Origin of the sequence: Kitasatospora sp. NPDC001547, from assembly GCF_042894165.1 — a bacterium.
In the GTDB taxonomy this organism is placed as follows: domain Bacteria; phylum Actinomycetota; class Actinomycetes; order Streptomycetales; family Streptomycetaceae; genus Kitasatospora.
The window spans coordinates 590,390-616,243 of the sequence record NZ_JBIAVL010000002.1 but is presented as its reverse complement, the minus strand read 5'-3'; the positions used below and the strand labels follow the sequence as shown (position 1 = coordinate 616,243).

Here is a 25,854-nt window from a genome sequence, read left to right as displayed (position 1 = left end):
TTGGCCCGGCGACGCTGGCGGGGGCAGCGGGTTGAGCTCCCGGCGATGCGGCGCCGGGGGTTCGGGGTCGGCCGGTCGGAGCCGTCCGGGGCCGTCAGACCACCAGGGGGCGGTCCGTGGGCCGGATCGGCGCGGGAAGCGGGGTCTTGCCACCGAGGTACCTGTCCACCGCGGCTGCGGCCGAACGGCCCTCCGCGATGGCCCAGACGATCAGCGACTGGCCTCGGCCGGCGTCTCCGCAGACGTACACGCCATCGACATTGGTGGCGAACCGGCCGTCGCGGCCAATGTTACCGCGCGCGTCGAGGTCCACTCCCAGCTGCTCGACCAGCCCGTTCCGCACGTCGGTCCCGGTGAAGCCCATGGCCAGGGTGACCAGCTGGGCCGGGATCGCCCGCTCGGTGCCCGGCACGGGCTCGAACCGGCCGTCCCTGGACTCCACCTCGACGAGGTGGAGTTCCTGGACGTTGCCGTCCTCGTCGCCGCTGAAGTGGGTGGTGCTGACGGAGTAGATCCGCTCGCCGCCCTCCTCGTGCGCGGAGGTGACCTTGTACGTCATCGGCATGGTCGGCCAGGGCTGGTTCCCGGGCCGGTCCTCGCCGGGCCGCGGCATGATCTCCAGCTGGGTGACGGAGGCCGCCCCCTGGCGGTGGGCGGTGCCGACGCAGTCGGCGCCGGTGTCGCCGCCGCCGATCACGACCACGTGCTTGCCCGCGGCGCTGATCGGGGACGCCACGAAGTCGCCCTCCTGCACCTTGTTGGCCAGCGGCAGGTACTCCATGGCCTGGTGGACGCCCTTGAGCTCGCGCCCGGGCACCGGCAGGTCGCGGGCGGTGGTGGCGCCGGCCGCGACGACCACGGCGTCGAAGCGCTCGCGCAGCTGCTGCCCGGTGATGTCCTCGCCGACGTGCACGCCGGTGCGGAACCGGGTGCCCTCCGCCCGCATCTGCTCGATGCGGCGGTTGATGTGGCGCTTCTCCATCTTGAACTCGGGGATGCCGTAGCGCAGCAGTCCGCCGATCCGGTCGGCCCGCTCGTACACCACGACGGTGTGCCCGGCCCGGGTGAGCTGCTGGGCGGCGGCGAGGCCGGCCGGGCCGGAGCCGACCACGGCGACCGTCTTGCCGGACAGCCGCTCGGGCACCTGCGGGGTGACCCCGCCGCGGTCCCAGGCCTTGTCGATGATGGTGACCTCGACGTTCTTGATGGTCACCGCGTCCTGGTTGATGCCGAGGACGCAGGCGGACTCGCACGGGGCGGGGCACAGCCGGCCGGTGAACTCCGGGAAGTTGTTGGTGGCGTGCAGCCGCTCGATCGCGCCGACGAAGTCGTCCCGGTAGGCCAGGTCGTTCCACTCGGGGATGAGGTTCCCGAGCGGGCAGCCGTTGTGGCAGAACGGGATGCCGCAGTCCATGCAGCGGCCGGCCTGCTTGGTGATGATCGGCAGGAGGCTGCGCTCGACGTAGACCTCGTTCCAGTCCTTGATCCGGACGTCGACCGGGCGGCGCTCCGCCAGCTGCTTGGGCGTGGTCAGGAAGCCCTTGGGGTCAGCCATTAGCCGCCTCCATCATCTTCGCGGTGGTCTCGGCCTCGGAGAGGCCGTCGCGCTCAGCGGCGTCCTTGGCGGCGAGCACGGCCTTGTAGTCGGTCGGCATGATCTTGGAGAAGCGGGAGACCCCGCTGCCCCAGTCCGCCAGGAGTTCGGCGGCGACGGTGGAGCCGGTCTCCTCGTAGTGCTGCTGCACGGTGTCGCGCAGCCAGTCGCGGTCGGCGGCGGTGGGGGCCTCGATGCCCACCATGCCGTCGTTGACGTTGGCGGGGCGCAGGTCCAGGACGTACGCGATGCCGCCGGACATGCCGGCCGCGAGGTTGCGTCCGGTCTCGCCGAGGACGACGACCCGGCCGCCGGTCATGTACTCCAGGCCGTGGTCGCCCACGCCCTCGACCACCAGGGTGGCCCCGGAGTTGCGGACGGCGAAGCGCTCGCCGGCCTTGCCGCGCAGGTGGATCCGGCCCGAGGTGGCGCCGTAGCCGATGGTGTTGCCGGCGATGACGTGGTTCTGCGCGTCGTTGCCGATGGCCGCCGCCTCGCGGGCCGGGCGGACGACGACCACGCCGCCCGACAGGCCCTTGCCGACGTAGTCGTTGGCGTCGCCCTCCAGGCGCAGGGTCACGCCGCGCGGCAGGAAGGCGCCGAAGGACTGCCCGGCGGAGCCGGTGAAGGTGACGTCGATGGTCCCCTCCGGCAGGCCCTCGCCGCGGTACCGCTTGGTGACCTCGTGGCCGAGCATGGTGCCGACGGTGCGGTTGACGTTGCGGATCGGCAGCTGGATGCGGACGGCGTCGCCGCGCTCCAGGGCGTCCTCGGCCAGCTCGATCAGCTGGTTGTCCAGCGCCTTGTCCAGCGCGTGGTCCTGGGTGGTGGTGCGGTGCCGGGCGGCGCCCTCGGGCAGCGCCGGCACGTGGAACAGCGGGGCGAGGTCGAGCCCGGCCGCCTTCCAGTGGTCGATCGCGGCCCGGGCGTCGATGTGCTCGGCGTGGCCGACGGCCTCCTCGATCGAGCGGAAGCCCAGCGAGGCGAGGATCTCCCGGACCTCCTCGGCGATGAACTCGAAGAAGTTGACGACGAATTCGGGCTTGCCGGAGAAGCGCTCGCGCAGCACCGGGTTCTGGGTGGCGACGCCGACCGGGCAGGTGTCCAGGTGGCAGACGCGCATCATGATGCAGCCGGAGACGACCAGCGGGGCGGTGGCGAAGCCGAACTCCTCGGCGCCGAGCAGCGCGGCGATCACCACGTCGCGGCCGGTCTTCAGCTGGCCGTCGGTCTGGACGACGATGCGGTCGCGCAGCCCGTTGAGCAGCAGGGTCTGCTGGGTCTCGGCGAGGCCGAGCTCCCAGGGGCCGCCGGCGTGCTTCAGGGAGGTGAGCGGCGAGGCGCCCGTTCCGCCGTCGTGCCCGGAGACGAGGACGACGTCCGCGTGCGCCTTGGAGACGCCGGCGGCGACCGTTCCGACGCCGACCTCGGAGACCAGCTTCACGTGGATGCGGGCCGCCGGGTTGGCGTTCTTGAGGTCGTGGATGAGCTGGGCGAGGTCCTCGATCGAGTAGATGTCGTGGTGCGGCGGCGGGGAGATCAGGCCGACGCCCGGGGTGGAGTGCCGGGTCCGGGCGACCCACGGGTACACCTTGTGGCCGGGCAGCTGGCCGCCCTCGCCGGGCTTGGCGCCCTGGGCCATCTTGATCTGGATGTCGTCGGCGTTGACCAGGTACTCGGAGGTGACGCCGAACCGGCCGGAGGCGACCTGCTTGATCGCCGAGCGGCGCTCGGGGTCGTACAGGCGGTCCGGGTCCTCACCGCCCTCGCCGGTGTTGGACTTGCCGCCGAGGCGGTTCATCGCGATGGCGAGGGTCTCGTGCGCCTCGCGGGAGATCGAGCCGTACGACATGGCGCCGGTGGAGAAGCGCTTGACGATCTCGGAGACCGGCTCGACCTCCTCGACCGGGACGGGCTTCCGTCCGAGGCCGTCCAGCTGGAACAGGCCGCGCAGCGTCATCAGCCGCTCGGACTGCTCGTTCACCCGGTCGGTGTACTGCTTGAAGATGTCGTACCGGCGGTTGCGGGTGGAGTGCTGGAGCCGGAAGACGGTGTCCGGGTCGAACAGGTGCGGCTCGCCCTCGCGGCGCCACTGGTACTCGCCGCCGATGTCCAGCGCGCGGTGCGCGGCCGGGATGCCGGAGGCCGGGTACGCCTTGGCGTGCCGGGCGGCGGTCTCGCGGGCGATCTCCTCCAGGCCGATGCCGCCGAGCTTGGTGGTGGTGCCGGCGAAGTAGCCGTCGACCAGGTCCTGGGAGAGGCCGATGGCCTCGAAGACCTGGGCGCCGCGGTAGGAGGCGACGGTGGAGATGCCCATCTTGGACATGACCTTGAGCACGCCCTTGCCGAGCGCCTTGATCAGGTTCTTGATCGCCTTCTCGGCCTCGACGCCCTCGATGAACACGCCCTGGGCGACCAGGTCCTCGACGGACTCCATGGCCAGGTACGGGTTGACCGCGCCGGCGCCGTAGCCGACCAGCAGCGCGACGTGGTGCACCTCGCGGACGTCGCCGGCCTCGACCAGCAGCGACACCTGGGTGCGCTGCTTGGTGCGGATCAGGTGGTGGTGGATGGCGGAGGTGAGCAGCAGCGAGGGGATGGGGGCGTGCTCGGCGTCGGAGTGGCGGTCGGAGAGCACGATGATCCGGGCGCCGTCGGCGATCGCCGCGTCGGCCTCGGCGGCGATCGCGGCCAGCCGGGAGGCCAGGCCCTCGCCGCCGGCGGCGACCTTGTAGAGGCCGGAGAGCGTGACGGCCTTCAGGCCGGGCTGGTCGCCGTCGGCGTTGATGTGGACGAGCTTGGCGAGCTCGTCGTTGTCGATCACCGGGAAGGTGATGCCGACGGAGCGGCAGGAGGCGGCCTCGGCGGCCAGCAGGTTGCCCTCCGGGCCGAGGTTGGACAGCAGCGAGGTGACGAGCTCCTCGCGGATGGCGTCCAGCGGCGGGTTGGTGACCTGGGCGAAGAGCTGCACGAAGTAGTCGAACAGCAGGCGCGGCTTCTCGCTCAGCGCGGCGATCGGCGAGTCGGTGCCCATCGAGCCGAGCGCCTCGGCGCCGGTGCGCGCCATCGGGGCGAGGATGACCCGCAGCTCCTCCTCGGTGTAGCCGAAGGTCTGCTGGCGGCGGGTGACGGAGGCGTGGGTGTGGGCGATGTGCTCGCGCTCGGGCAGCTTGGCGAGCTGGATCTGCCCGCCGTCCACCCACTCCTGGTAGGGGTGCTCGGCGGCGAGGGCGGACTTGATCTCCTCGTCCTCGACGATCCGGCCCTCGACGGTGTCCACCAGGAACATCCGGCCGGGCTGGAGGCGGCCCTTCCGGGTGACCTTCTCCTGGTCGATGTCGAGCACGCCGACCTCGGAGGAGAGGACGACCAGGCCGTCCTCGGTGATCCAGTACCGGGCGGGGCGCAGGCCGTTGCGGTCGAGCACGGCGCCGATCTGGGTGCCGTCGGTGAAGGTGACGCAGGCCGGGCCGTCCCAGGGCTCCATCAGGTTGGAGTGGTACTGGTAGAAGGCGCGGCGGGCCGGGCTCATGGTGGCGTGGTTCTCCCACGCCTCCGGGATCATCATCAGCACCGAGTGCGGCAGCGAGCGGCCGCCGAGGTGGAGCAGCTCCAGGACCTCGTCGAAGGAGGCCGAGTCGGAGTGGTCCGGGGTGCAGATCGGGAAGATCCTCTCCAGGCCCTGTCCGTTCCTGTTGGCCGGGATCAGGTCGGTGGCGAGCTGGGACTCCCGGGCCCGCATCCAGTTGCGGTTGCCCTTGACCGTGTTGATCTCGCCGTTGTGCGCGACGAAGCGGTAGGGGTGGGCGAGCGGCCAGCTCGGGAAGGTGTTGGTGGAGAAGCGGGAGTGCACCAGGCCGATCGCGGACGCGTAGCCGCGGTCCGACAGGTCGGGGAAGAAGGGCTCCAGCTGGCCGGTGGTCAGCATGCCCTTGTAGACGATGGTGCGCGCGGACAGCGACGGGAAGTAGACCCCGGCCTCGCGCTCGGACCGCTTGCGGACCACGAAGGCGATCCGGTCCAGCTCGATGCCGGCCCTGCCGTCCTGCGCGAGGAAGAGCTGCCGGAACCGCGGCATGACGCTGCGGGCGGTCTCGCCGAGCAGGTCCGGGGTGACCGGGACGTCGCGCCAGCCGAGGACGGTCAGGCCCTCCTCGGCCGCGATGTCCTCGATCCGCGCGACGGCGGCGGCGTCCTGCTCGTCCTCGTCGGGGAGGAAGGCGATGCCGACGGCGTAGGAGCCGGCCGCCGGGAGTTCGAAGGCGACCTTGCCGCGCAGGAAGGCGTCCGGGATCTGGGTCAGGATGCCCGCGCCGTCGCCGGAGTCCGGCTCGGCGCCGGTGGCGCCGCGGTGCTCCAGGTTGCGCAGGACGGTCAGCGCCTGCTCGACGATGGTGTGGTCGGCGATGCCGGTCAGCGTGGCGACGAAACCGACGCCACAGGCGTCGTGCTCGTTCCGCGGGTCGTACAGGCCCTGAGCAGCAGGTCGCGCATCCGGCACGAGCGCGTACGGCTGGCGGGCGGCGCCGGCCTGGGGCTCGTTGGCGGAGTGCATGGATGCAGACAGCATCGGCTCTCCCGTCGTCGTCTTTCGGCAAGGTGGTGCAAGGAGGGACGACGTTGGCCCTGATGCGATGGTGCGTGTCGTGCGAGTTACATGATGCCCGTGATCCCGAGAAGCGGAATGTCCCGTCCACATGGCGGGACGGCGCGCAGGTCAGCGGGGATGTGAGGAGGACGTGCCACAGTGCACGTCCCGACGATTGTGCCCAACGCTCCACCGCCTGAAACAGGGGCGAAACCGGACCGCCACAGAAGCCGATCATGGATGCCTGGGAATCCATTCCGGGAGCCCGCCCGCAGTTGCGAATCCGCGGCGCGCAGGCCCGGATGATGAGACAGTGCCAGGCGTTGCCAGGCGACCATGTGTGAAACGTCACTCACTTCCCAGCATAACCATGCATGATCGCGGTCAGCCGACGTGCCCGCCGATCAGCCACCCCAGCAGGTAGGTCACCCCGGCCGCCGCACCGCCCAGCACCAGCTGCCGCAGCCCGCTGAACCACCAGCTGCGGGCCGTCACCCGGGCCACCACCGCGCCGCACAGGAACAGCCCGGCCCCCGCCGGTAGCAGGGCGGGCAGCAGCGTGGTCGCCCCCAGCAGGTACGGCAGCAGCGGCAGCAGCGCGCCGAGCGCGAAGCACAGGAACGACGAGCCGGCCGCCACCAGCGGCGACGGCAGGTCGGTGGGGTCGACGCCCAGCTCCTCCCGGGCGTGCACCTCCAGGGCCAGCTCCGGGTCGGCGGACAGCTGCCGGGCCACCTCGTGGGCCAGCTCCGGGTCCACCCCGCGCGAGACGTACAGCTGGGCCAGTTCGGCCAGCTCCCCGTGCGGGTTGCGGCTCAGCTCCAGCCGCTCCACCTCGATCTCGGCCTGCACCAGCTCCCGCTGCGAGGCCACCGAGGTGTACTCCCCCGCCGCCATCGAGCAGGCGCCGGCCGCCAGGCCCGCCAGCCCGGTCAGGATCACCGTCCCGTTGGACACCGCTCCGCCGACCACCCCGGTCATCAGCGCGAAGTTGGACACCAGCCCGTCCACCGCGCCGAACACGGCCGGCCGCAGCCAGCCGCCGTTGACGTCCCGGTGGTGGTCGGCCGCGGGTATCCGGGGCTGCTGTGCGGCGTCGGCTCCCACAGTGGTCGCGCTCATCGTCGTTCCCCTCCGTCGTCGTTCGTCAGCCCTGAACGTAGCCCGTCTGACCTGGGCATTTCCAGCAAAGTAAGGCTGTCCGAACACCACTGAGGCCACCCTTCGCAACGCTCGCGAAGGGTGGCCTCAGCCGGGGGAAGCCCCTGGTCAGATCGGGTTCTTGGCGTCCTCGCCGACCGTTTCGGCGGCCGCCTCGCCGCCCACGGGCTCGACCGGCTTCCGGTCCGCGGGCTCACCGGCCTTCCGCGGCACCGGCGTGTCGTCGGCCTTCCGGTCGGCCTTGCCGTCGGCCTTCCCGTCGCCCTTGCCGTCGGTCCGGTCGTCCGCCGCCAGGTGCGCGGCCGGGTCGATGCTCGCCGGGTCCTCCCGCCCGGGCCGCTTCTTCCCCGCGATCACGAAGTACGCGACGGCACCGACGAACACCCCGATGGACACCCAGTCGTTCAGCCGCAGGCCGAAGTAGACGTGCGCCTCGTCGATCCGCAGCCACTCGGTCCAGAACCGGCCCACCGTGTACGCGGCCACGTACAGCGCGAACACCCGGCCGTGGCCCAGCTTGAACCGGCGGTCCGCCCAGATCACCAGCAGCGCGACGCCGACGCACCACAGCGACTCGTACAGGAAGGTCGGGTGGTAGACGCCCTTCACGACCTCGCCGCCCGGCAGCGTCTTGTCGATCTCCAGGCCCCACGGCAGGGTGGTCTCCCGGCCGTACAGCTCCTGGTTGAAGTAGTTGCCCCAGCGGCCCAGCGCCTGCGCGAGCGCGATGCCCGGCGCGATGGCGTCGGCGTACGCGGGCAGCGGCACGCCCCGGCGGCGGGCGCCGATCCAGGCGCCGACCGCGCCCAGCGCGACCGCGCCCCAGATGCCGAGGCCGCCCTCCCAGATCTTGAGGGCGTCCCAGGGGTTCTTCCCCTCGGCGAAGTACAGGCGGCCGCCGTCGGTGATCACGTGGTACAGGCGGCCGCCGACCAGGCCGAACGGCACGGCCCACACGGCGATGTCACCGACGGTGTGTTTGGCACCGCCCCGGGCGACCCAGCGCTTGCTGCCGAGCCAGACGGCAACGACGACACCGAGGATGATGCAGAAGGCGTAGGCGCGCAGCGGGACCGGTCCCAGGTACAGGACGCCCCGCGACGGGCTGGGAATGTAGGCGATATCCATGGCAGTTCCGACGCTACAGGGTCCGACGGGCCGCTCGGGCAGCCTTGTGGTCACAGAAACCGAACAACGGTCGGCGCCGCCCCCTCCGGACGGGGAGGGGGCGGCGCGGCGCGGCGGGCTCAGCCGGCCGTCGGCGACGGGTTGTTGGCCTCCGAAGCGGTGCTGGTCGGCGCCGGGGTCTGCCCGTGCGAACCCGCCGTTCCCAGCTGCTTGCCCTGGTTCGCGGCGTCCACCCACTTCACCAGGTTCGCCGGGGTGATATCCTCGCTGCCGTTCTTCGGGTAGATCGGCTGGCCGTTGAGCAGCACCGTGGGGGTGGACTTGAAGCTGGACTTGTCGAAGTCCTGCTGCACCGCGGACACCCACCCGCCGAACCGGTTGTCCTTGACGCAGGACTGGAACCCGGGCGTGTCCAGGCCGTTGACCTGCTTGGCCAGGCTGAGCAGGACGGCCTTGTCGCCGAAGGCGTCGTTGGTCTCCTCCGGCTGGTTGCGGTACAGCACGTCGTGGAAGTCCCGGAAGTGCCCGGCGTCCTGGGCGCAGGCCAGCGCGTTGGCGCCGGTCCGGGAGCCCTTGCCGGTGACCGCCCGGTCGATGAACGACACGATGTGGTAGTTCGTGTAGATCTTCCCGGCGTCCTCCAGCTGGTCGACGGTCGCCGAGAACTCGCGCTCGAAGGTGCCGCAGGCGGGGCAGCGCGGGTCCTCGTAGACGGTGAGGACGGAGGGCGCGTCGGCGGCGCCGACCGGGATGACCAGGTTCTTGTCGCCGATCGTCCCGGCGGGGGCGGCGGTCGGCGTCTCCGGCTTGGAGCGCTGGTTCTGCACCACGACGCCGACGATCACCGCGGCGGCGATCACCGCGAGCACGGACCCGCCCACGATCAGCTTCTTCTTGCGCCGGGAGGAGGCCTCGTCAGCCGCCCGCTGCTCCAGCATCCGCTCGCGGGCGGTGCGCTTGCCTTCTCGGTTCTTCTCGCTCATTGCCTTGACATCCACGGTCGGGGGCCTTCGTCGGGTGCAGGGATGTGGGGGTCAGCTCGCCAGCCGGCCGTCTGCCGACAGCCGGGTGCGGGGCCGCCACAGCAGCCATCCGGCGAGCAACAGGAACCCGGTGTCGCGCAGGATCTCCTGGAGGTACTTCGTCTGGGACTCGTCGACGTGCCCGCCGCCGCCGAAGCAGCCGCAGTCGATCGAGATGCCGCGCGCCCAGGCGGAGGCGATCCCGGCGATGAACACCAGCAGCAGCAGCGCGGAGACCCCGGCCACCAGCCGGACGCCGAGGCCCACCACCAGCAGCAGGGCCAGTGCCAGCTCCAGGAACGGCAGGCCGTAACCGATCGGCTTGACCAGACCCTCGGGGAGGATCTCGTAGGCCCGTACGGCCTGCGCGGCCTCCGCCGGATCGGAGACCTTCGCCAGCCCGGCCCACCCCCAGACGACCGCGAGGGCGAGCCGGACCACCGTGCCGAGCCACTCACTCCGGACCGGCACCGGGCGCCCCGCTCTCGGCGGCGCGGGCGCGGAGCCATCAGGCTGCGCGGCCATCAGGGAACCCCCCTCGGGAAACTCGTTCACTCCCTGAGGAACCGTCCGGGGTGGGGGGTGGTTCCTCCGTATTCGGTAATTAAGCCGGATGAGTGACGCTCTGTCCGAATGGACCGCCCGGAACCGAACACCCGCGCGTCAGCGGCACCCCGCAAGCCACCCCGCCTCGAACAGATCGGGGTGCCGGGCCGCCTCCGCGCACGCCACCGCCTCCCGTTCCGCCCGTTCGGCACCCCGCTTGGCCAGCGCCTGCCCCACCTCGACGTGCACCCCGACCGCGCCGCCGAGCACCACCACGGCCGCCGCCGCCCGCAGCAGGACGGCCCGCTGGAGACTCCGCACCGGCTCACTCCTTCCGCTCGGGTCCGTAACCGTTCGTGCACTCCTCCCTCCTCTCAACGTCCGCCAACCCCCTCTGATGCGTGTCCCCACCCCTTGTTCACCCGTTCGGGTCCGCATCCCGGTCGGCGCGCACGCCAATGCCGCGCGCCCGCGCCCACGCCCCGCGGAAGAACGGCGGCGGCGGAAGCGCTCGTGCCGCGGGAGGGCGCGTGACCCGGAAGAGCGACGGCCGGGAAGAGCGACGGCCGCGAGCGAGCGCCCCGGGAACGCGGCGGCCCCCCACTCCCCGAGGGAGTGAGGGGCCGCCGGTCGGACGGTCCTACCGGGCGTCAGCGCCTGCGCACGCCCTCGGCCAGCTCTCCGGCCAGGGCCCGTACGGCGTCCAGCGCCGCGGCCTCGTCCTCGCCCGCGGCCAGGATCCGCTTCACGAACGCCGACCCCACGATCACGCCGTCCGCGAACCGGGCGACCTCCGCCGCCTGCGCCGCGTCCGACACGCCGAGCCCGACGCAGACCGGCAGGTCCGTGGTGGCCCGGGTCCGGGCGACCAGGTCCTCGGCCATCGACCCGACGGCCGACCGCGTCCCGGTCACGCCCATCACCGCGGCCGCGTACACGAACCCGCTGCCCGCCGCCGTGACCTCCGCGAGGCGCGCGTCCTTGCTGCTCGGGGCGACCACGAACACGGTGTCCAGACCGTGCTCGTCCGCCGCCTTGCGCCACTCCTCGGACTCCTCCACCGGGAGGTCCGGCAGGATGCACCCGGCCCCGCCCGCGGCCGCCAGGTCCGCCGCGAACCGCGCCACGCCGTAGCGGTCGACCGGGTTCCAGTACGTCATCACCAGCACCGCGGCCCCGGGGTGCGCCGAGGCGACCTCCTGGACGGTCCGCAGCACGTCCTTGATCCGCACACCGCCCCGCAGCGCGATGTCGTCGGCGGTCTGGATGACCGCGCCGTCCAGGACCGGGTCGGAGTGCGGCAGGCCGACCTCGACCACGTCGCAGCCGCCCTCGATCAGCGCCTTGACCGCCCGGATCCCGCCGTCCACGGTCGGGAACCCGGCCGGCAGGTAGCCGATCAGCGCGGCCCGGTCCTCGGCCTTCGCGGCCGCCAGCACACCGCTCAGCTTGGAAGTCATGATCACTTGCCCCCCTCGGCGGCGCCGTCGCCGGAACCCTCGCCCGAACCGCCGGTCCGCTCGTCGTACAGCCCGAAGTACTCGGCCGCGGTGTGCATGTCCTTGTCCCCGCGTCCCGACAGCGAGACCAGGACGGTCGCCTCCGGCCCGAGCTCGCGCCCCAGCTCCAGCGCCCCGGCGAGCGCGTGGGCGCTCTCGATGGCCGGGATGATCCCCTCGGTGCGGGACAGCAGCCGCAGCGCCTGCATCGCGGCGTCGTCGGTGACCGGCCGGTACTCCGCCCGCCCGGTGTCCTTCAGCCAGGCGTGCTCCGGCCCGACCCCGGGGTAGTCCAGCCCCGCCGAGATCGAGTGCGACTCGATGGTCTGGCCGTCCTCGTCCTGGAGGACGTACGTCCGGGAGCCGTGCAGCACCCCCGGGTCGCCCTTGGTGAGGGTGGCCGCGTGCCGGGGCGTCTCGGCGCCCTCGCCGGCCGCCTCGCAGCCGACCAGCCGCACCCCGGCGTCCGGGATGAACTCGTGGAAGATCCCCATCGCGTTGGAGCCGCCGCCCACGCAGGCCACCACCGCGTCGGGCAGCCGCCCGGTCCGCTCCAGCACCTGCCGGCGCGCCTCGACGCCGATGACCCGGTGGAAGTCCCGGACCATCATCGGGAACGGGTGCGGCCCGGCGACGGTGCCGAACAGGTAGTGGGTGGAGTCGACGTTGGCGACCCAGTCCCGGAACGCCTCGTTGATGGCGTCCTTGAGCGTCCGGCTGCCGGACTTGACGGCCACCACCTCGGCGCCGAGCATCCGCATCCGGGCGACGTTGAGCGCCTGGCGCTCGGTGTCGACCTCGCCCATGTAGATGGTGCAGTCGAAGCCGAACAGCGCGCAGGCGGTCGCGGTGGCCACGCCGTGCTGGCCGGCGCCGGTCTCGGCGATGATCCGGGTCTTGCCCATCCGCCGGGTGAGCAGCGCCTGGCCCAGCACGTTGTTGATCTTGTGCGAGCCGGTGTGGTTGAGGTCCTCGCGCTTGAGCAGGATGCGCGCGCCGCCCGCCTCGGCGGAGAAGCGGTGCACGTCGGTCAGCGGGCTCGGGCGCCCGGTGTAGTCCTTGAGCAGCCCGTCGAGCTCGGCGGCGAAGGCCGGGTCGGCCTTGGCCTTCTCGTACTCCTCGGCGACCTGCTCGACCGCGGCGACCAGCGCCTCGGGGATGAAACGGCCGCCGTACGCGCCGAAGTAGCCGCGCGCGTCCGGCACCTGGGCACCGGGCAGGTAGTCCTTCTCGGACATGGTGGTTTCCCTTGAACGGAGATGAACAACGGTGACGTCCGACCGGCCGGGCTCAGCCGGGTGGCTGGGCCTCAGCCGGACGTCACGCGCCATCGCCGCCCCGGCACCTGCCCGGGCTCGCACCCGATGACGTACCGCACCCGACGCCCCAGCACCCGGCGTGCGGGCGCGCGGCAGCCGCGCGGGCGGCAACCGGGGGCGAGTCGGGCGGCGATCTTCATCGGGTGGCGTCAGTCCTTGTGCCGGACGGCGGGGTGGGCCCCGGCGGCGACCAGGTCGGCGACCGCGGCGCGCGGGTCCTTGCCGGTCACCAGGGTCTCGCCGACCAGCACCGCGTCGGCGCCCAGGTTGGCGTAGTTGATCACGTCCAGCGGGCCGCGCACACCGGACTCGGCGATCTTGACGATGCCGTCCGGGATCGCGTGGGCGACGTTCTCGAAGGTGTTGCGGTCCACCTCGAGCGTCTTGAGGTTGCGGGCGTTGACGCCGATGATCCGGGCGCCGGCGTCCACCGCGCGCTTGATCTCCTCCTCGTCGTGCACCTCCACCAGCGGGGTGAGGCCGATCGACTCGGCGCGCTCGATCAGCGACACCAGGGCCGGCTGGTCGAGGGCCGCGACGATCAGCAGCGCGAGGTCGGCGCCGTGCGCACGGGCCTCCCACAGCTGGTAGGCGGTGACGATGAAGTCCTTGCGCAGCAGCGGGGTGTCCACCGCGGCGCGGACGGCGTCCAGGTCGGCCAGCGACCCGCCGAAGCGGCGCTGCTCGGTCAGCACGCTGATCGCGGCGGCACCGCCGGCCGCGTAGTCGACCGCCAGGGCGGCCGGATCGGCGATCGAGGCCAGGGCGCCCTTGGACGGGCTGGAGCGCTTCACCTCGCAGATCACCCGGACCCCGTCGCCCTTGAGGGCGGTGACGCCGTCCTTGGCCTCCGGGGCCTTGGCGGCGAGCTCCTTGAGCTCGTCCAGGGAGACCCGGGCCTGCCGCTCGGCGAGGTCCTCGCGGACCCCTTCGATGATCGAGTCGAGCACACTCACTCAGGAGCCCCCATCTTTTCTGCCAGTTGGTCGGCGCGAGTCGGCGGGCGACAGCCCACCGGCTCTTCGATGGTATCGGCACCCGGGGGCGGGGAGCGCATCGGTTCGAACCCCGTCCTACCGACCGGACGTCCGCCCCGGTGCGCCCCAGCTGCGGCTTCGTCGGCGCCACAGCGGTTTTCGGACGGTCTTCGCACCGGTTTTCGGACGGTCCGGGGGCCGCCGGGACGCGGCCGGTGGCCGGGAAGCGCGGTTCGGCAGGTCGGGACGCACGGCCCGGCGGCCGGAAAAGCGGGTCCGGGGGCCGGAAAAGCGGCCCGGACCGGCCGTCCCGCGGCCGGATCAGACCAGCGGCGGCGCGAGCCCCGCCCCGATCGACGAGTTGCGCACCACGGTGAACACCAGCACCAGCAAGGCGATCAGCGCCCAGCGCCGGCCTCCGACGGTGATCCTGGGCGGCGCCCCGCCGGTCAGCGCGGCCCAGCCCCAGCGCAGCCAGAGCACCGCCAGCACGCCGAACAGCAGGACGGCGACGGCGTTGTCGTGCAGGGCCCCGGTGAGGTCCCCGTGGGTCAGCGCGTGGACGCAGCGGATCCCCCCGCAGCCGGGACACCACCAGCCGGTGGCGGTCAGGAACGGGCACTCCGGGTAGTGCCCGGGGGTGTTCGGGTCCACCACGGCGACGTACGCGGCGGGGACGGCCACCGCCGCCAGCGCGGTCAGCGGCGGCCTCAGCCGGCGCAGCACGGGCGGCGGGGCGGAGGCGGTGGAGGCGGAGGTCACGCCCCGATTCTGCCCGGATCGGGCCCGGACACGACGAAACGGCGGGCGTGGCGCGCCCGCCGTTCCGATGTACGACAAACGTGTGGTGCGACGATCCGTCGTCAGGCGGCGACGGCGGCGGCCTCACGGGCCGCGGTCTGCTCCTCGACCGACTTGTAGACGTTGGTGCTGGCCTGCTTGCCCATGCCCGCCAGGGACATGGCCTTGCCGACCACACCGCCGGCCAGGACGACCGCCAGGCCGACCCAGACGAGCAGCACCGACGGCAGGATCATCGCGACGCCCGCGACACCGAAACCGACGAAGGAGATGACGACGCCGGTCCAGGCGGCGGGGGTGTGGCCGTGTGCTGCTGCTGCCATCTGAATGGTGCTCCTTGGCTCTCGGGGCCCGGCCGGGCCTGCGGGGCCGCCGGCGGGTTGACGGGTTCCATTGTGCCGGGCCACACATCGGGGGCCCAAAGCGGGTGGCGGGTCTATCGCGTCACATGCGCGCGGCTCACGCGTCACGTGCGCGCGGCTCACACCGCGGTGGGGTCCTCGCCGCGGTCCAGGGCCTTCCACAGGTCGCCCGGGGTGTCGGCCTTCGCCGGGGTCCTGCGGGTCGGCGCCTCGTAGCGGCTGCCCATGGCCGGCCAGCCCCGGCCGTAGCGCAGGGTGAGCAGTCCGGCCAGGGCGAGCAGCGCCCCGCCGAGCAGCGCCACCCAGGGCCAGGCGGTGTGCGAGACCTCGGTGGCCGCCGAGCCGGTCAGCGCCAGCTTGCGGGCGGCCTCGGCGTCCAGCGCGGCGGTGTCGCCCGCCCCGGCCACCGAGGCGGCGGCCGCGCCGAGCCCGGCCAGCAGGGTCAGCGCGCCGACGGCGAGCCGGCCGGCGCCGCGCACCGCGAACACCGCGACCGCCGCGGCGAGGCCCACCAGGGCCAGGCCGCCGGGCAGTTCGGAGATCCTGCCGCCGGTGACGGAGACGTCCAGGGTGCCGGCCCGGCCCTCGGCCCAGGTCCGCCCGACCGCGGTCAGCACCAGCACGGCGCTCAGCACGGTCAGCAGCAGCATCACGCCGAGGGTGCGGCGGCTGGGGGTGGCGGGGGCGGGGGTCTGCTCAGCGGTCACCCGTCCACTATCCCCCGGCTGACGCCGGGGGCCGTACCCGGGGTGGGGGCGGGTCGCGTCGCGGGTCGGTCGGGGGTGGGCGGCGGGGTGGGGCGCGGGGCGGGTCAGGGGGCGGGTCGCGGGGTGGGGAACTCGTCCGTGCGCAGCACCACCGTGCGGCCGCCGAGCGGCAGGAAGAGGTCGTTGCCGAACGGCACCCGTTCGGCCTCCCGGTACACCCCCTCCGGGGACGGCGCGGTGTGCACGGTGCAGACCGCCGCGGCCGGATCGACCACCACGTACAGCGGGACGCCGCTGCACGCGTACGCCCTCGCCGCCTCCGCCAGACCCGGCCGGGCCAGCTCCAGCACCGCCTCGACCCCGGCCGCCACGAACCGGCCCCGCCCGCCCCGGACCGCGTCCGGGGCGAGCACGGCGAGGTCCGGGGCGAGCACCGGCGGGGCGTCCGCCGAGGAGTCGGCCGGGAAGTCGATCGCCACCCCGGACAGCACCCGCCCGTGGCCCGCCGGCTGCTCGCCGAGCTGGCCGGCCGCGCCGAGCACGACCGCCCAGCGCAACTCGTCGTACGGCACCTCGGCCGTCTCGGGCACGTCGGGGACGTCGGGCACGTCGGGGACCTCGGGCATCCCGGCCGCCTCCTCGCGCCTCAGGACAGTTCCGGCCTCCGCAGCGTATTGGCGGTGGCGACGGCCCGCAGCACGGCGGCCGCCTTGTTGCGGCACTCGGTGTCCTCGCCGTGCGGGTCGGAGTCGGCGACCACGCCCGCGCCGGCCTGCACGTAGGCGGTGCCGTCGCGCAGCACCGCGGTGCGGATCGCGATCGCGGTGTCCGAGTCCCCGGCGAAGTCCAGGTAGCCGACGCAGCCGCCGTACAGGCCGCGCCGGGTGGGCTCCAGCTCCTCGATGATCCGCATCGCCCGGGGCTTGGGGGCGCCGGAGAGGGTGCCGGCCGGGAAGCAGGCGGTCAGCACGTCGAAGGCGGTCCGCCCGGGCGCGACCTTGCCGGTCACCGTCGACACGATGTGCATCACGTGGCTGTAGCGCTCGATCTGCATGAAGTCGACCACCTCGACGCTGCCCGGCTCGCAGACCCGGCCGAGGTCGTTGCGGCCCAGGTCCACCAGCATCAGGTGCTCGGCCCGCTCCTTGGGGTCGGCGAGCAGCTCGGCGGCCAGCTCCGCGTCCTCGTGCGGGGTGGCGCCGCGGTGCCGGGTGCCGGCGATCGGGTGCAGCATCGCCTCGCCCCCGGTCACCTTGACCAGCGCCTCCGGGCTGGAGCCGACCACGTCGAAGCCGCCCTCGGCGCCGCCGTCCGGCCCGGGGAAGCGGAACAGGTACATGTACGGGCTGGGGTTGGTGGTGCGCAGCACCCGGTAGACGTCCAGCGCGGAGGCCGGGCAGGGCGCCTCGAAGCGCTGCGAGGGCACCACCTGGAAGGCCTCGCCGGCCCGGATCCGCTCCTTGATCTCCTCCACCGCGGCCCGGTACGGCTCGCCGCCGAACGGCGAGTGCACCTCGCCGGGGCCGGCCGGGGAGAAGGTGGCCAGGCCCGGGTCGACCGGCTTGGACAGCTCGGCCTCCATCGCGTCCAGCCGGGCCACCGCGTCCGCCCAGGCCTCGTCCACGCCGCTGGCGAGGTCGTTGTGGTTGACGGCGTTGGCGATCAGCAGCACCGTGCCGTCGACGTGGTCGAGCACGGCGAGGTCGGTGGCGAGCAGCATGGTCAGCTCGGGCAGGCCCAGGTCGTCCGGGTTGAGGTCGGGCAGCTTCTCCAGCCGGCGGACGATGTCGTAGCCGAGGTAGCCGACCAGGCCGCCGGTGAGCGGGGGCAGGCCGTCGTCCTCCTGCCGCGGGGTGTGCAGCGCCTGCAGGGCGGTGCGCAGCACCTCCAGCGGGTCGCCGGTGGTGGGGATGCCGACCGGCGGGGTGCCGAGCCAGCGGGCCCCGCCGTCCGGGCCGACGGTGAGCGCGGCGGCGCTGCGCACCCCGACGAAGGAGTAGCGCGACCAGCTGCGGCCCTGCTCGGCGGACTCCAGCAGGAAGGTGCCGGGCCGCTCCTCGGCGAGGCTGCGGTAGAGGCCGATCGGGGTGAGGCCGTCCGCGAGGAGCCTGCGGGTGACCGGGATGACCCGGGTGTCGACGGCGAGCTTGCGGAAGGCTTCGAGATCCATGACGGGCGGCACCTTCTGGAGTTGTGGACGGGGAGGGATCAGGACAGCGGGAGCACGTCGGCGTCGAAGCAGGTGCGGTCACCGGTGTGGCAGGCCGCGCCGCTCTGGTCGACCTTGACCAGCAGGGTGTCGCCGTCGCAGTCCAGGGCCACCGACTTGACCGCCTGGACGTGGCCCGAGGTGTCGCCCTTCACCCAGTACTCACGGCGGCTGCGGCTCCAGTAGGTGCAGCGGCCCGTGGTGAGGGTGCGGTGCAACGCCTCGTCGTCCATCCACCCGAGCATCAGCACCTCGCCGGTGTCGTACTGCTGGGCGATGGCCGGGAGCAGCCCGTCCTCGGTGCGCTTGAGCCGCGCGGCGATCTCGGGCGCGAGGGCGGTGCTGCCAGGGGTGGCGGGTGTCGTGGACATGGGCCCCATTGTGTCAGCCCGCCCCACCGCCCCGGCGGCGCCCGCCCCCGCCCGGTACCGAGCGCGACCGGGAATCGGATGCCGGATGCCGACCGACCAGCGGCGGCCCCCTCCGGCCGGGAGCCCTTACGGGCGCAGCTGCCCGGTGAGCTTGGGGCCGCCCTGCTTGTTGCCGGCGGTCAGGGTGCAGGTGTAGTCGCGCCAGCCCTGCTGGTAGTTGGCCATCGCCGGGCCGAACTGACGGCCGTAGTAGGTCTTTCCGTCACCCTGGCGGGCCTTGGCGGCGGCTTCGGCCTCCTTGCAGCCGTCCCGCATGGCGAGGGCGAGCGGGATGTCGCCGGTGATGCCGTCGGCCAGCTTGAGGTCGGCGATCACCTCACCGTCGTGGTCGCCGGTGCAGGGGCGCTCCTCCGGCTTGGTGATCACCGGGCTCAGCTGCGGGTGGTCGAAGCAGGCGCCGACCGGGAAGAAGGCGTACGGCGGCTGCGGCGTGGGCGTCGGGGTGGGTGTCGGCGTCGGGGTGACCGTTGCCGTGGGGGTGGGCGGCGGTGGCGCGGCGGCCGGCTTCCTGTCGTCCGGCCAGAGCACCGCGGTGGCCACCACCGCGAGCAGGACGACCAGCACGGCGGCCACGGTGAGGACCAGGCCGCGGGACGGGCGGGAGCCGGCTGCGGGCGGCTGCTGCTCGGAGGTCATGGCCACGAGGATGGCCCACCCACCCCCTCCTCGGCAGGCAGTTCACCGAACTCGCCCCCAACGGGCGGTCGGCGCCCGGAGCCCGAGGTCGAGAGGCCCGCCCACCGGCGCCGGACGGCGAAGGAAGTGCACGCCTTCGGCACGGCCGCGCGGTCACGTCGAGTTCCCGGACCGAGGTCCGCGCTGCCGGCCGCGTCGACGGTGATCGTGGCGCCGGCGGCGCGTCCGCGGGTCAGACCGCGCGGCCGGGTGCCCGGTGGAGCGGTCGGCGGCGGACCGCCCACGCCGCCGCGGCGAGGGCGAAGCCGTAGACGGACACCAGTCCGTGGCCGTTCTCCTGGGCGAGCCACATGGCGAGGCCCAGGGCGGGGACGCCGGCTGCCAGCGCGATCTCCTTGGGGAGGCGGGTGCGGGTGAGGAAGGCGAGGGCGAGGGTGGCGCCGAGGAAGTAGGTGGCGCCGGAGCTGCCGGCGAAGTTGCGGGGGTCGGTGCTGGGGCCGTCGCCCAGGCCGAGCAGGGTGTCGACGCGGCCGGGCAGCAGGATGCCGGCGAGGAAGAAGCCGAGGGTGAGCGGGCCGCCCCAGTACCACTGGGCCAGCGCGGCGACGGCGGCGAGGGTGACGAGGTTCCACAGGCCGCCGAAGAGGCCGCCGTTCTGCAGGAACACCGAGGTGAACTCGCGCCACCAGCCCGACTTGGCGGGGTCGGCGTCGAGCGCGTCCATCGCGCCGGACCAGACGAGCTGGAGCAGCACGCCACCGACGGCGAGCGCGGTCAGGGCGATCGCCGCCCACGGCAGCGGCCGTCCGCGCAGGGTGTCGCGGCCCACCACGCCGAGCCCGCAGTTGACCATCATGACCATCAGCGCGGCCGTGGTCACGTTGAAGACGATCGCCTCCACGTCTGGCCCCTCCCCCCGGTTCCGGTGTTTCCAACACCGTTCGAAAACTTGCCGACGCAAAGCTAGCACAACTTTCGAACGGTGTTGGAAAACGCTGTACGGTGAGTCCATGAAGCTCACCAAGGACCGCATCGTCGACGCGGGCATGGCCGTCTTCGCCGAGGTCGGCTACCAGAACCTGTCCATGCGCCAGGTCGCCGACCGCCTCGACGCCCACGCGGGCAGCCTCTACTACCACGTACGCGGCAAGGAGGAGCTGCTCGCCCTGATGGCCGACCGGGTCTGCCGCCGGGCCTACGACGCGGGCACCGAGGCCCTGGACGCCCTCCCGGCCGACGCCACCTGGCAGGACCGCATCCGGACCCAGGCCACCACCCTGCGGCTGAGCATCAAGCAGCACCCCGGCGGCGCCCAGCTCCTCGCCGAGAGCCCCGGGACGCTCAGCACCGGCGCCCTCTCCCTGATGGAACGCCTGCTGCGCACCCTCCTCGACGCCGGTCTGCCCGCCGACCACTGCGGCATCGCCGCCGACACCCTGCTCAGCCACGTCACCGGCTTCGTCCTCCAGGAGCAGAACCAGCCGACGGCGCCGCCGACCGTCACAGCCGAGCTCTACGCCGGACTGCGCGAGCGGTTCCCCCTCGTCATGGGCCCGTTGATGCCGCGCCTGAGCCAGGACGAGAAGTTCGCACGGAGCGTCCAGCTTCTCTGCACCGGCCTCGCGGCGGTCATCGGGTGACGGAGAGCAGGATCGCGTCGAGGAAGCTCCGAGAGCCGAGCGACCGGACCCACCGGGTGCGGGAGGAGCCCCTAGGCTGACGTCATGTCGAACCACGCCCTCGCCGAACGCCACCGGCTCGCCCGACTCCTGACCGCCGCCGGCCCGGACGCCCCCACGCTCTGCGCCGGCTGGACCACCCGGGACCTCGCCGCCCACCTGGTCGTCCGCGAGCGCCGCCCCGACGCGGCGGCCGGGATCCGGGTCGGGGCGCTGGCCGGGTGGACGCGGCGGGTGCAGGACGGCTACGCCCAGCGGCCGTACGAGGAGTTGGTGCGGCTGTTCCGGGCCGGGCCGCCGGTCTACTCGCCGTTCGCGCTTCCCGGTGCCGACGAGGCGGCGAACACCGTCGAGTACTTCGTCCACGCCGAGGACGTCCTGCGCGCGGCCGACGACTGGACCGCGCAGCCCGTTCCGCCCGGCCGGGCCGAGGCCCTCTGGCGCCGTCTGCCGCTCATCGCCCGGCTGGAGGCCGGCCGGCGCTCACCCGTCCGGCTGGCCCTCACCCACCCCGACGGCCGTTCCCTCACCGTCGGCCCCGCGGGCGACGCCCCCGTCCGCGTCACCGGCGAGCCCGCCGAGCTCGTCCTGTTCACCTACGGCCGCGGGGAACGCACCACCGTCACCGTCGACGGCGCCCCGGACGCCGTTGAGGCCCTGCGCCACGTCCTGCCGCTGCCCCCGAAGTAGGGCGCACGGCCTGCGGCGGGGCGGCGACGGCTTCCCGGCCGTCCTCGCCGGCACGTCCGGACGACGGGGCCGGGGGCCGGACCGGCCCGCCACCGTTCCGCGAGCGGACGGCCCCCCGCTCCGGCTGCGGATGTCAGTGCCCGGGTGCAGACTCGCAGGTGGCCGGGAGGGGGCGTGCGCGCGCCCGACGGAACCGTCCCGGCCACTCTCCGTCGAAGGGCACACCGCCATGCTCACCACCGACTTCCCCATCGGCTCGCCCTGCTGGATCGACCTGGGCAGCCCGGACATCCCCGCCAGCGCCGCGTTCTACCACCAGGTGTTCGGCTGGACCTTCCAGGAGGTCCCCGGGACCGGCGGTTACGGGTTCGTCCAGCTGAACGGCAGGACCGTCGGCGCGATCGGTTCGCTCAACGAGGGGGACCCGTCCACCTGGACGACGTACTTCCGCAGCGCCGACGCGGACGCCACCGCCAACGCCGTCCAGAAGGCCGGCGGCAAGGTCCTGGTCGAGCCGATGGACGTCATGCAGGAGGGCCGGCTGGCCCAGTTCTCGGACCCGCAGGGCGCCCGGTTCGCGATCTGGCAGGCCGGCAACACCACGGGGCTGGACCTCGTCTCCGACGAGGGGGCGCTGGTCTGGGCCGAGCTGCACACCTCCGACCAGGAGGGCGCCTTCGCCTTCTACCGGCAGCTGTTCGGCTGGCGGGTGGAGAACTTCGAGCCGTCGCCGGGCATGGACTACCGGGTGGTCTCCACCGCCGAGGGCGACCAGCGGGCCACCAGCTTCGGCGGCATCGCCCCGACCATGTCCCCGGAGCAGCCGTCCGCCTGGACGCCCTACTTCGCCACCGAGGACGTGGACGGCGTGATCTCCAAGGCGACGGCGGCCGGCGGCACGGTGCTGATGCCGGCCTCGGACGTGGAGAACGTCGGGCGCCTCGCCTGGCTGGCGGACCCGAACGGCGCCCCCTTCGCCCTGATCAAGGGCGAGCCCCGGGAGTCCTGAGCACCCGGAGCCCCGAGCACGCGGCGAGGGCCCGCCGCACACCGGCGCGACGGGCCCTCGCACGCACGAAGCGGCGCACGAAACCACGCACGGAGCGACGCACGAAGCGACCTACCGACCGGTCACCGCACCTGGTGCCCGGCCTCCCGCAGCGCGCCCTTGACCTCGCCGATCCGCAGGTCCCCGAAGTGGAACACGCTGGCGGCCAGCACCGCGTCCGCGCCCGCGTCGACGGCCGGCGCGAAGTCCGCGAGCTTGCCCGCCCCGCCGGAGGCGATCACCGGCACCGACACGGCCTCGCGCACGGCCCGGATCATGTCCAGGTCGTAGCCGTCCTTGGTGCCGTCCGCGTCCATCGAGTTGAGCAGGATCTCACCCGCCCCCAACTCGGCGGCGCGGGCCGCCCATTCGACGGCGTCGAGCCCGGTGCCCCGGCGCCCGCCGTGCGTGGTGACCTCGAAGCCGGACGCGGTCTCGACACCGGCGGGGCAGCGCCGGGCGTCCACCGACAGCACCAGCACCTGCCGTCCGAACCGCTCGGCGATCTCCCGGACCAGCTCCGGCCGGGCGATCGCCGCGGTGTTGACGCCGACCTTGTCGGCGCCGGCCCGCAGCAGCTTGTCGACGTCCTCGACGGCGCGGATGCCGCCGCCCACCGTCAGCGGGATGAAGACCTGCTCGGCGGTGCGGCGGACCACGTCGTAGGTGGTCTCCCGGTCGCCGGAGGAGGCGGTGATGTCGAGGAAGGTCAGCTCGTCGGCGCCCTCGGCGTCGTAGAGCTTGGCCATCTCGACCGGGTCGCCGGCGTCGCGCAGGTTCTGGAAGTTGACGCCCTTGACCACCCGCCCGGCGTCCACGTCGAGGCAGGGGATGACACGTACTGCGAGGGTCACGGCTGTTCGCCTTCCAGGGGTCCCTGGGCTTCCAGGGTCTTTGCCAGCCCGGATCGGTACGCGTCGAGTTCGATCTCGACCATCATCCGGGAGTCGATCAGTCCCTCGACCACCACCATGGTGGCCACCGGGCGTGCGGCGTCGAAGAGTTCGCGGTGGGCGCGGCCCACCTCCTCGGCGTCGCGGACGTGGGTGATGTACATCCGGGTGCGGACCACGTCGTCGGTGGTCAGACCGTACGCGGCCAGGGCCTTGAGCCCGACGCCGAACGCGGCGAGGGTCTGCCGGTACGGGTCGCCCTCGTGCTCGATCCGGCCGTCCACCCAGGCGGTGGAGCCGGCCACGTGCACGTGGTCGCCCGCGGCGACCGCCCGGGAGTAGCCGAACTCGTCCTCCCAGGGGGAGAAGCCACCGACCCTGCCGCGTACGATCCGACCGTCCGTCATCCTGAAACCGCCTCCAGGGCCTCTTCGAGGGTGAACTTCTGCTCGTAGAGTGCCTTGCCCACGATGGCGCCCTCGACACCCTCGCCGACCAGCGTGGCGATGGCGCGCAGGTCGTCGAGCGAGGAGACGCCGCCGGAGGCGACCACGGGCCGGTCCGTCGCGGCGCAGACGTCGCGCAGCAGCTGGAGGTTGGGGCCGGTCAGGGTGCCGTCCCGGTTGACGTCGGTGACGACGTAGCGGGCGCAGCCCTCCCGGTTGAGGCGCTCCAGCACGTCGAAGAGCTGGCCGCCGTCGCGGGTCCAGCCGCGGCCGCGCAGGGTGGTGCCGACGACGTCGAGGCCGACGGCGATCCGGTCGCCGTGCTCGGCGATGGCCTTGGCGACCCACTCGGGGGCCTCCAGGGCGGCGGTGCCGAGGTTGACCCGGGTGCAGCCGGTGGCGAGCGCCCGGGCGAGCGACTCGTCGTCGCGGATGCCGCCGGACAGCTCGACCTTGACGTCCAGCTGTCCGGTGACCTCGCGCAGCAGCTCGTAGTTGGAGCCGGTGCCGAAGGCGGCGTCCAGGTCGACCAGGTGCAGCCACTCGGCGCCGGCGTTCTGCCAGGCGAGGGCGGCGGCCAGCGGCTCGCCGAAGGAGGTCTCGGTGCCGGAGGCGCCCTTGACCAGGCGGACGGCCTGACCGTCCCGGACGTCGACGGCGGGCAGCAGTTCGAGGCTCATCAGATCAACTCTCAGACGGTCAGAGGGTGTCGACCCAGTTGGTCAACAGGGCGGCGCCGGCGTCGCCGGACTTCTCGGGGTGGAACTGGGTGGCCCACAGCGGGCCGTTCTCGACGGCCGCGACGAACGGCTGCCCGTGGGTGGCCCAGGTGACCAGCGGCGGGTTGATCCGCGCGCTGTGGGTCTCCAGCTCCCAGTGCCGCACCCCGTAGGAGTGCACGAAGTAGAAGCGGGTCTCCGGGTCGAGGCCGGCGAACATCCGGCTGCCCTCGGGCGCGTCCACGGTGTTCCAGCCCATGTGCGGGACGACGGGGGCGTCCAGCGGCTCCACGGTGCCCGGCCACTCGTCGCAGCCGGCCGTCTCGACGCCGTGCTCGACCCCCTTCTCGAAGAGGATCTGCATGCCGACGCAGATGCCCATGACCGGTCGGCCCCCGGCCAGCCGGCGGCCGATGATCCAGTCGCCCCGGACGGACTTGAGCCCGCGCATGCAGGCCTCGAAGGCGCCCACGCCGGGGACGAGCAGGCCGTCCGCGGCCATCGCGGTGTCGTAGTCGGAGCTGACCGTGACGTCCGCTCCGGTCCGCTCCAGGGCGCGCTGCGCCGAGCGGAGGTTGCCGGAGCCGTAGTCGAGGACGACGACGTTCTTGCCCATGTTCAGGTGTCCAGTCTCTATGCGGCGGGCGGCGGGTCTACAGGCGCATGAGGCCGGAGGCCAGGCACATCACGGAGCCGAAGGCGAGCACCAGGATGACGCTCTTCGAGTGCTTCTGCTTCCAGAAGGAGATGACTCCGCCGGCCAGGAAGAGGCCGACGAAGATGAGGATCATCGCGGTGTTGCTCACAGCGCACCCTTGGTCGACGGGAGGATTCCGGCCGCGCGCGGGTCGCGCTCGGCGGCGTAGCGCAGCGCCCGGGCCAGCGCCTTGAACTGGCACTCCACGATGTGGTGGGCGTTGCGCCCGTACGGCACGTGGACGTGCAGCGCGATCTGCGCCTGGGCCACGAAGGACTCCAGGATGTGCCGGGTCATCGTGGTGTCGTACGAGCCGATCATCGGCGCGATGCCCTCGGGCTCGGTGTGCACCAGGTACGGCCGGCCGGAGAGGTCCACGGTGACCTGGGCGAGCGACTCGTCCAGCGGCACCGTGCAGTTGCCGAAGCGGTAGATGCCCACCTTGTCGCCGAGGGCCTGCTTGAACGCGGCGCCGAGCGCGAGGGCGGTGTCCTCGATGGTGTGGTGGGTGTCGATGTGCAGGTCGCCGTCGGTCTTGACGGTGAGGTCGAACAGGCCGTGCCGGCCGAGCTGGTCGAGCATGTGGTCGTAGAAGCCGACGCCCGTGGAGATGTCGGTCCGCCCGGTGCCGTCGAGGTCTATCTCGACCAGGACCGAGGTCTCCTTGGTGGTGCGCTCGACGCGTCCGATGCGGGACATGGG

The 25,854-nt window shown here is 73.0% G+C and carries 28 protein-coding genes; 3 read left to right on the top strand and 25 right to left on the bottom strand.

The genetic code is table 11. From position 1 onward, the window contains the following. Positions 1 to 94: 94 nt before the first annotated feature. The 19 genes from ACFY0X_RS05530 to ACFY0X_RS05440 all read right to left on the bottom strand — a co-directional run bounded on the left by ACFY0X_RS05530 (position 95) and on the right by ACFY0X_RS05440 (position 19,881). Entirely contained in the window at positions 95 to 1,555 is a 1,461-nt protein-coding gene (locus ACFY0X_RS05530) for a glutamate synthase subunit beta (RefSeq protein WP_387749093.1), read from the bottom strand. After that, positions 1,548 to 6,149 carry a glutamate synthase large subunit gene (gene gltB, locus ACFY0X_RS05525; protein WP_387749306.1) on the bottom strand — a complete coding sequence of 1,534 codons (4,602 nt, stop codon included), beginning with the start codon at positions 6,147 to 6,149 and terminating at the stop codon, positions 1,548 to 1,550. Before gltB ends, ACFY0X_RS05530 begins: the two co-directional genes overlap by 8 nt. A gap of 417 nt (positions 6,150 to 6,566) precedes the next feature. Then, positions 6,567 to 7,304, bottom strand: a complete 738-nt coding sequence (locus ACFY0X_RS05520; RefSeq protein WP_387749091.1) for a VIT1/CCC1 transporter family protein — start codon at positions 7,302 to 7,304, stop codon at positions 6,567 to 6,569. A 147-nt stretch (positions 7,305 to 7,451) separates the two neighbouring features. Beyond that, positions 7,452 to 8,471: a prolipoprotein diacylglyceryl transferase gene (lgt, locus tag ACFY0X_RS05515; protein WP_387749088.1), complete on the bottom strand. Its 1,020-nt coding sequence runs from the start codon at positions 8,469 to 8,471 to the stop codon at positions 7,452 to 7,454. A gap of 119 nt (positions 8,472 to 8,590) precedes the next feature. Next, positions 8,591 to 9,454, bottom strand: a complete 864-nt coding sequence (locus tag ACFY0X_RS05510) for a DsbA family protein (protein WP_387749086.1) — start codon at positions 9,452 to 9,454, stop codon at positions 8,591 to 8,593. Between the two features lie 51 nt (positions 9,455 to 9,505). Further along, positions 9,506 to 9,964: a MauE/DoxX family redox-associated membrane protein gene (locus ACFY0X_RS05505; RefSeq protein ID WP_387749083.1), complete on the bottom strand. Its 459-nt coding sequence runs from the start codon at positions 9,962 to 9,964 to the stop codon at positions 9,506 to 9,508. 192 nt (positions 9,965 to 10,156) lie between these two features. Then, entirely contained in the window at positions 10,157 to 10,360 is a 204-nt protein-coding gene (locus ACFY0X_RS05500; RefSeq protein WP_355249753.1) for a hypothetical protein, read from the bottom strand. Positions 10,361 to 10,689: 329 nt separating this feature from the next. After that, on the bottom strand, positions 10,690 to 11,499 hold the full coding sequence (gene trpA, locus ACFY0X_RS05495; protein WP_387749080.1) for a tryptophan synthase subunit alpha: 810 nt from the start codon (positions 11,497 to 11,499) through the stop codon (positions 10,690 to 10,692). Between the two features lie 2 nt (positions 11,500 to 11,501). Next, complete coding sequence (gene trpB / locus ACFY0X_RS05490) at positions 11,502 to 12,776, bottom strand: tryptophan synthase subunit beta (RefSeq protein ID WP_387749078.1); 1,275 nt, start codon at positions 12,774 to 12,776, stop codon at positions 11,502 to 11,504. A 71-nt stretch (positions 12,777 to 12,847) separates the two neighbouring features. Further along, complete coding sequence (gene trpM / locus ACFY0X_RS05485) at positions 12,848 to 12,997, bottom strand: tryptophan biosynthesis modulator TrpM (RefSeq protein ID WP_188296911.1); 150 nt, start codon at positions 12,995 to 12,997, stop codon at positions 12,848 to 12,850. 9 nt (positions 12,998 to 13,006) lie between these two features. Further along, positions 13,007 to 13,813, bottom strand: a complete 807-nt coding sequence (trpC, locus tag ACFY0X_RS05480) for an indole-3-glycerol phosphate synthase TrpC (RefSeq protein ID WP_387749075.1) — start codon at positions 13,811 to 13,813, stop codon at positions 13,007 to 13,009. Between the two features lie 342 nt (positions 13,814 to 14,155). Beyond that, positions 14,156 to 14,596 (bottom strand): DUF2752 domain-containing protein, encoded by a 441-nt coding sequence (locus ACFY0X_RS05475; protein WP_387749072.1) that lies wholly within the window; start codon positions 14,594 to 14,596, stop codon positions 14,156 to 14,158. 101 nt (positions 14,597 to 14,697) lie between these two features. After that, complete coding sequence (locus ACFY0X_RS05470) at positions 14,698 to 14,958, bottom strand: HGxxPAAW family protein (protein WP_387749069.1); 261 nt, start codon at positions 14,956 to 14,958, stop codon at positions 14,698 to 14,700. A gap of 158 nt (positions 14,959 to 15,116) precedes the next feature. Further along, positions 15,117 to 15,704, bottom strand: a complete 588-nt coding sequence (locus ACFY0X_RS05465; protein WP_387749067.1) for a TIGR02234 family membrane protein — start codon at positions 15,702 to 15,704, stop codon at positions 15,117 to 15,119. A gap of 104 nt (positions 15,705 to 15,808) precedes the next feature. Further along, the gene (locus ACFY0X_RS05460; protein ID WP_387749064.1) at positions 15,809 to 16,330 is read right to left on the bottom strand and encodes a Uma2 family endonuclease; all 522 of its coding nucleotides are present in this window, start codon (positions 16,328 to 16,330) and stop codon (positions 15,809 to 15,811) included. A 20-nt stretch (positions 16,331 to 16,350) separates the two neighbouring features. Further along, complete coding sequence (locus tag ACFY0X_RS05455; protein ID WP_387749061.1) at positions 16,351 to 17,874, bottom strand: anthranilate synthase component I; 1,524 nt, start codon at positions 17,872 to 17,874, stop codon at positions 16,351 to 16,353. 38 nt (positions 17,875 to 17,912) lie between these two features. Beyond that, positions 17,913 to 18,284 carry a phosphoribosyl-AMP cyclohydrolase gene (gene hisI / locus ACFY0X_RS05450; protein ID WP_387749058.1) on the bottom strand — a complete coding sequence of 124 codons (372 nt, stop codon included), beginning with the start codon at positions 18,282 to 18,284 and terminating at the stop codon, positions 17,913 to 17,915. A gap of 126 nt (positions 18,285 to 18,410) precedes the next feature. After that, entirely contained in the window at positions 18,411 to 18,980 is a 570-nt protein-coding gene (locus ACFY0X_RS05445; protein ID WP_387749055.1) for a hypothetical protein, read from the bottom strand. Between the two features lie 232 nt (positions 18,981 to 19,212). Continuing rightward, entirely contained in the window at positions 19,213 to 19,881 is a 669-nt protein-coding gene (locus tag ACFY0X_RS05440; protein WP_387749053.1) for a hypothetical protein, read from the bottom strand. 109 nt (positions 19,882 to 19,990) lie between these two features. On the opposite strand from ACFY0X_RS05440, the gene ACFY0X_RS05435 reads away from it, so the two are divergent. From ACFY0X_RS05435 to ACFY0X_RS05425, 3 genes are all read left to right on the top strand, one after another. After that, complete coding sequence (locus ACFY0X_RS05435; protein WP_387749051.1) at positions 19,991 to 20,620, top strand: TetR/AcrR family transcriptional regulator; 630 nt, start codon at positions 19,991 to 19,993, stop codon at positions 20,618 to 20,620. 84 nt (positions 20,621 to 20,704) lie between these two features. Beyond that, entirely contained in the window at positions 20,705 to 21,349 is a 645-nt protein-coding gene (locus tag ACFY0X_RS05430) for a TIGR03085 family metal-binding protein (RefSeq protein WP_387749048.1), read from the top strand. Positions 21,350 to 21,578: 229 nt separating this feature from the next. Further along, positions 21,579 to 22,358 carry a VOC family protein gene (locus ACFY0X_RS05425; RefSeq protein WP_387749045.1) on the top strand — a complete coding sequence of 260 codons (780 nt, stop codon included), beginning with the start codon at positions 21,579 to 21,581 and terminating at the stop codon, positions 22,356 to 22,358. A gap of 122 nt (positions 22,359 to 22,480) precedes the next feature. Here ACFY0X_RS05425 and hisF read toward each other — a convergent pair whose 3' ends face one another. The 6 genes from hisF to hisB are packed head-to-tail and all read right to left on the bottom strand — an operon-like array spanning position 22,481 to position 25,851. Continuing rightward, on the bottom strand, positions 22,481 to 23,251 hold the full coding sequence (gene hisF, locus ACFY0X_RS05420; RefSeq protein ID WP_387749043.1) for an imidazole glycerol phosphate synthase subunit HisF: 771 nt from the start codon (positions 23,249 to 23,251) through the stop codon (positions 22,481 to 22,483). Then, a complete protein-coding gene (locus tag ACFY0X_RS05415; RefSeq protein WP_387749040.1) occupies positions 23,248 to 23,697 on the bottom strand; it encodes a RidA family protein in 450 nt (149 codons plus the stop codon). Before ACFY0X_RS05415 ends, hisF begins: the two co-directional genes overlap by 4 nt. After that, complete coding sequence (priA, locus tag ACFY0X_RS05410) at positions 23,694 to 24,419, bottom strand: bifunctional 1-(5-phosphoribosyl)-5-((5-phosphoribosylamino)methylideneamino)imidazole-4-carboxamide isomerase/phosphoribosylanthranilate isomerase PriA (protein ID WP_387749303.1); 726 nt, start codon at positions 24,417 to 24,419, stop codon at positions 23,694 to 23,696. The genes ACFY0X_RS05415 and priA overlap by 4 nt, the downstream gene beginning before the upstream one ends. A gap of 16 nt (positions 24,420 to 24,435) precedes the next feature. After that, a complete protein-coding gene (hisH, locus tag ACFY0X_RS05405; RefSeq protein WP_387749038.1) occupies positions 24,436 to 25,071 on the bottom strand; it encodes an imidazole glycerol phosphate synthase subunit HisH in 636 nt (211 codons plus the stop codon). Positions 25,072 to 25,108: 37 nt separating this feature from the next. Beyond that, positions 25,109 to 25,261, bottom strand: a complete 153-nt coding sequence (locus ACFY0X_RS05400; RefSeq protein ID WP_359828256.1) for a hypothetical protein — start codon at positions 25,259 to 25,261, stop codon at positions 25,109 to 25,111. Beyond that, complete coding sequence (gene hisB / locus ACFY0X_RS05395) at positions 25,258 to 25,851, bottom strand: imidazoleglycerol-phosphate dehydratase HisB (RefSeq protein ID WP_049650368.1); 594 nt, start codon at positions 25,849 to 25,851, stop codon at positions 25,258 to 25,260. The genes ACFY0X_RS05400 and hisB overlap by 4 nt, the downstream gene beginning before the upstream one ends. Positions 25,852 to 25,854 lie beyond the last annotated feature (3 nt).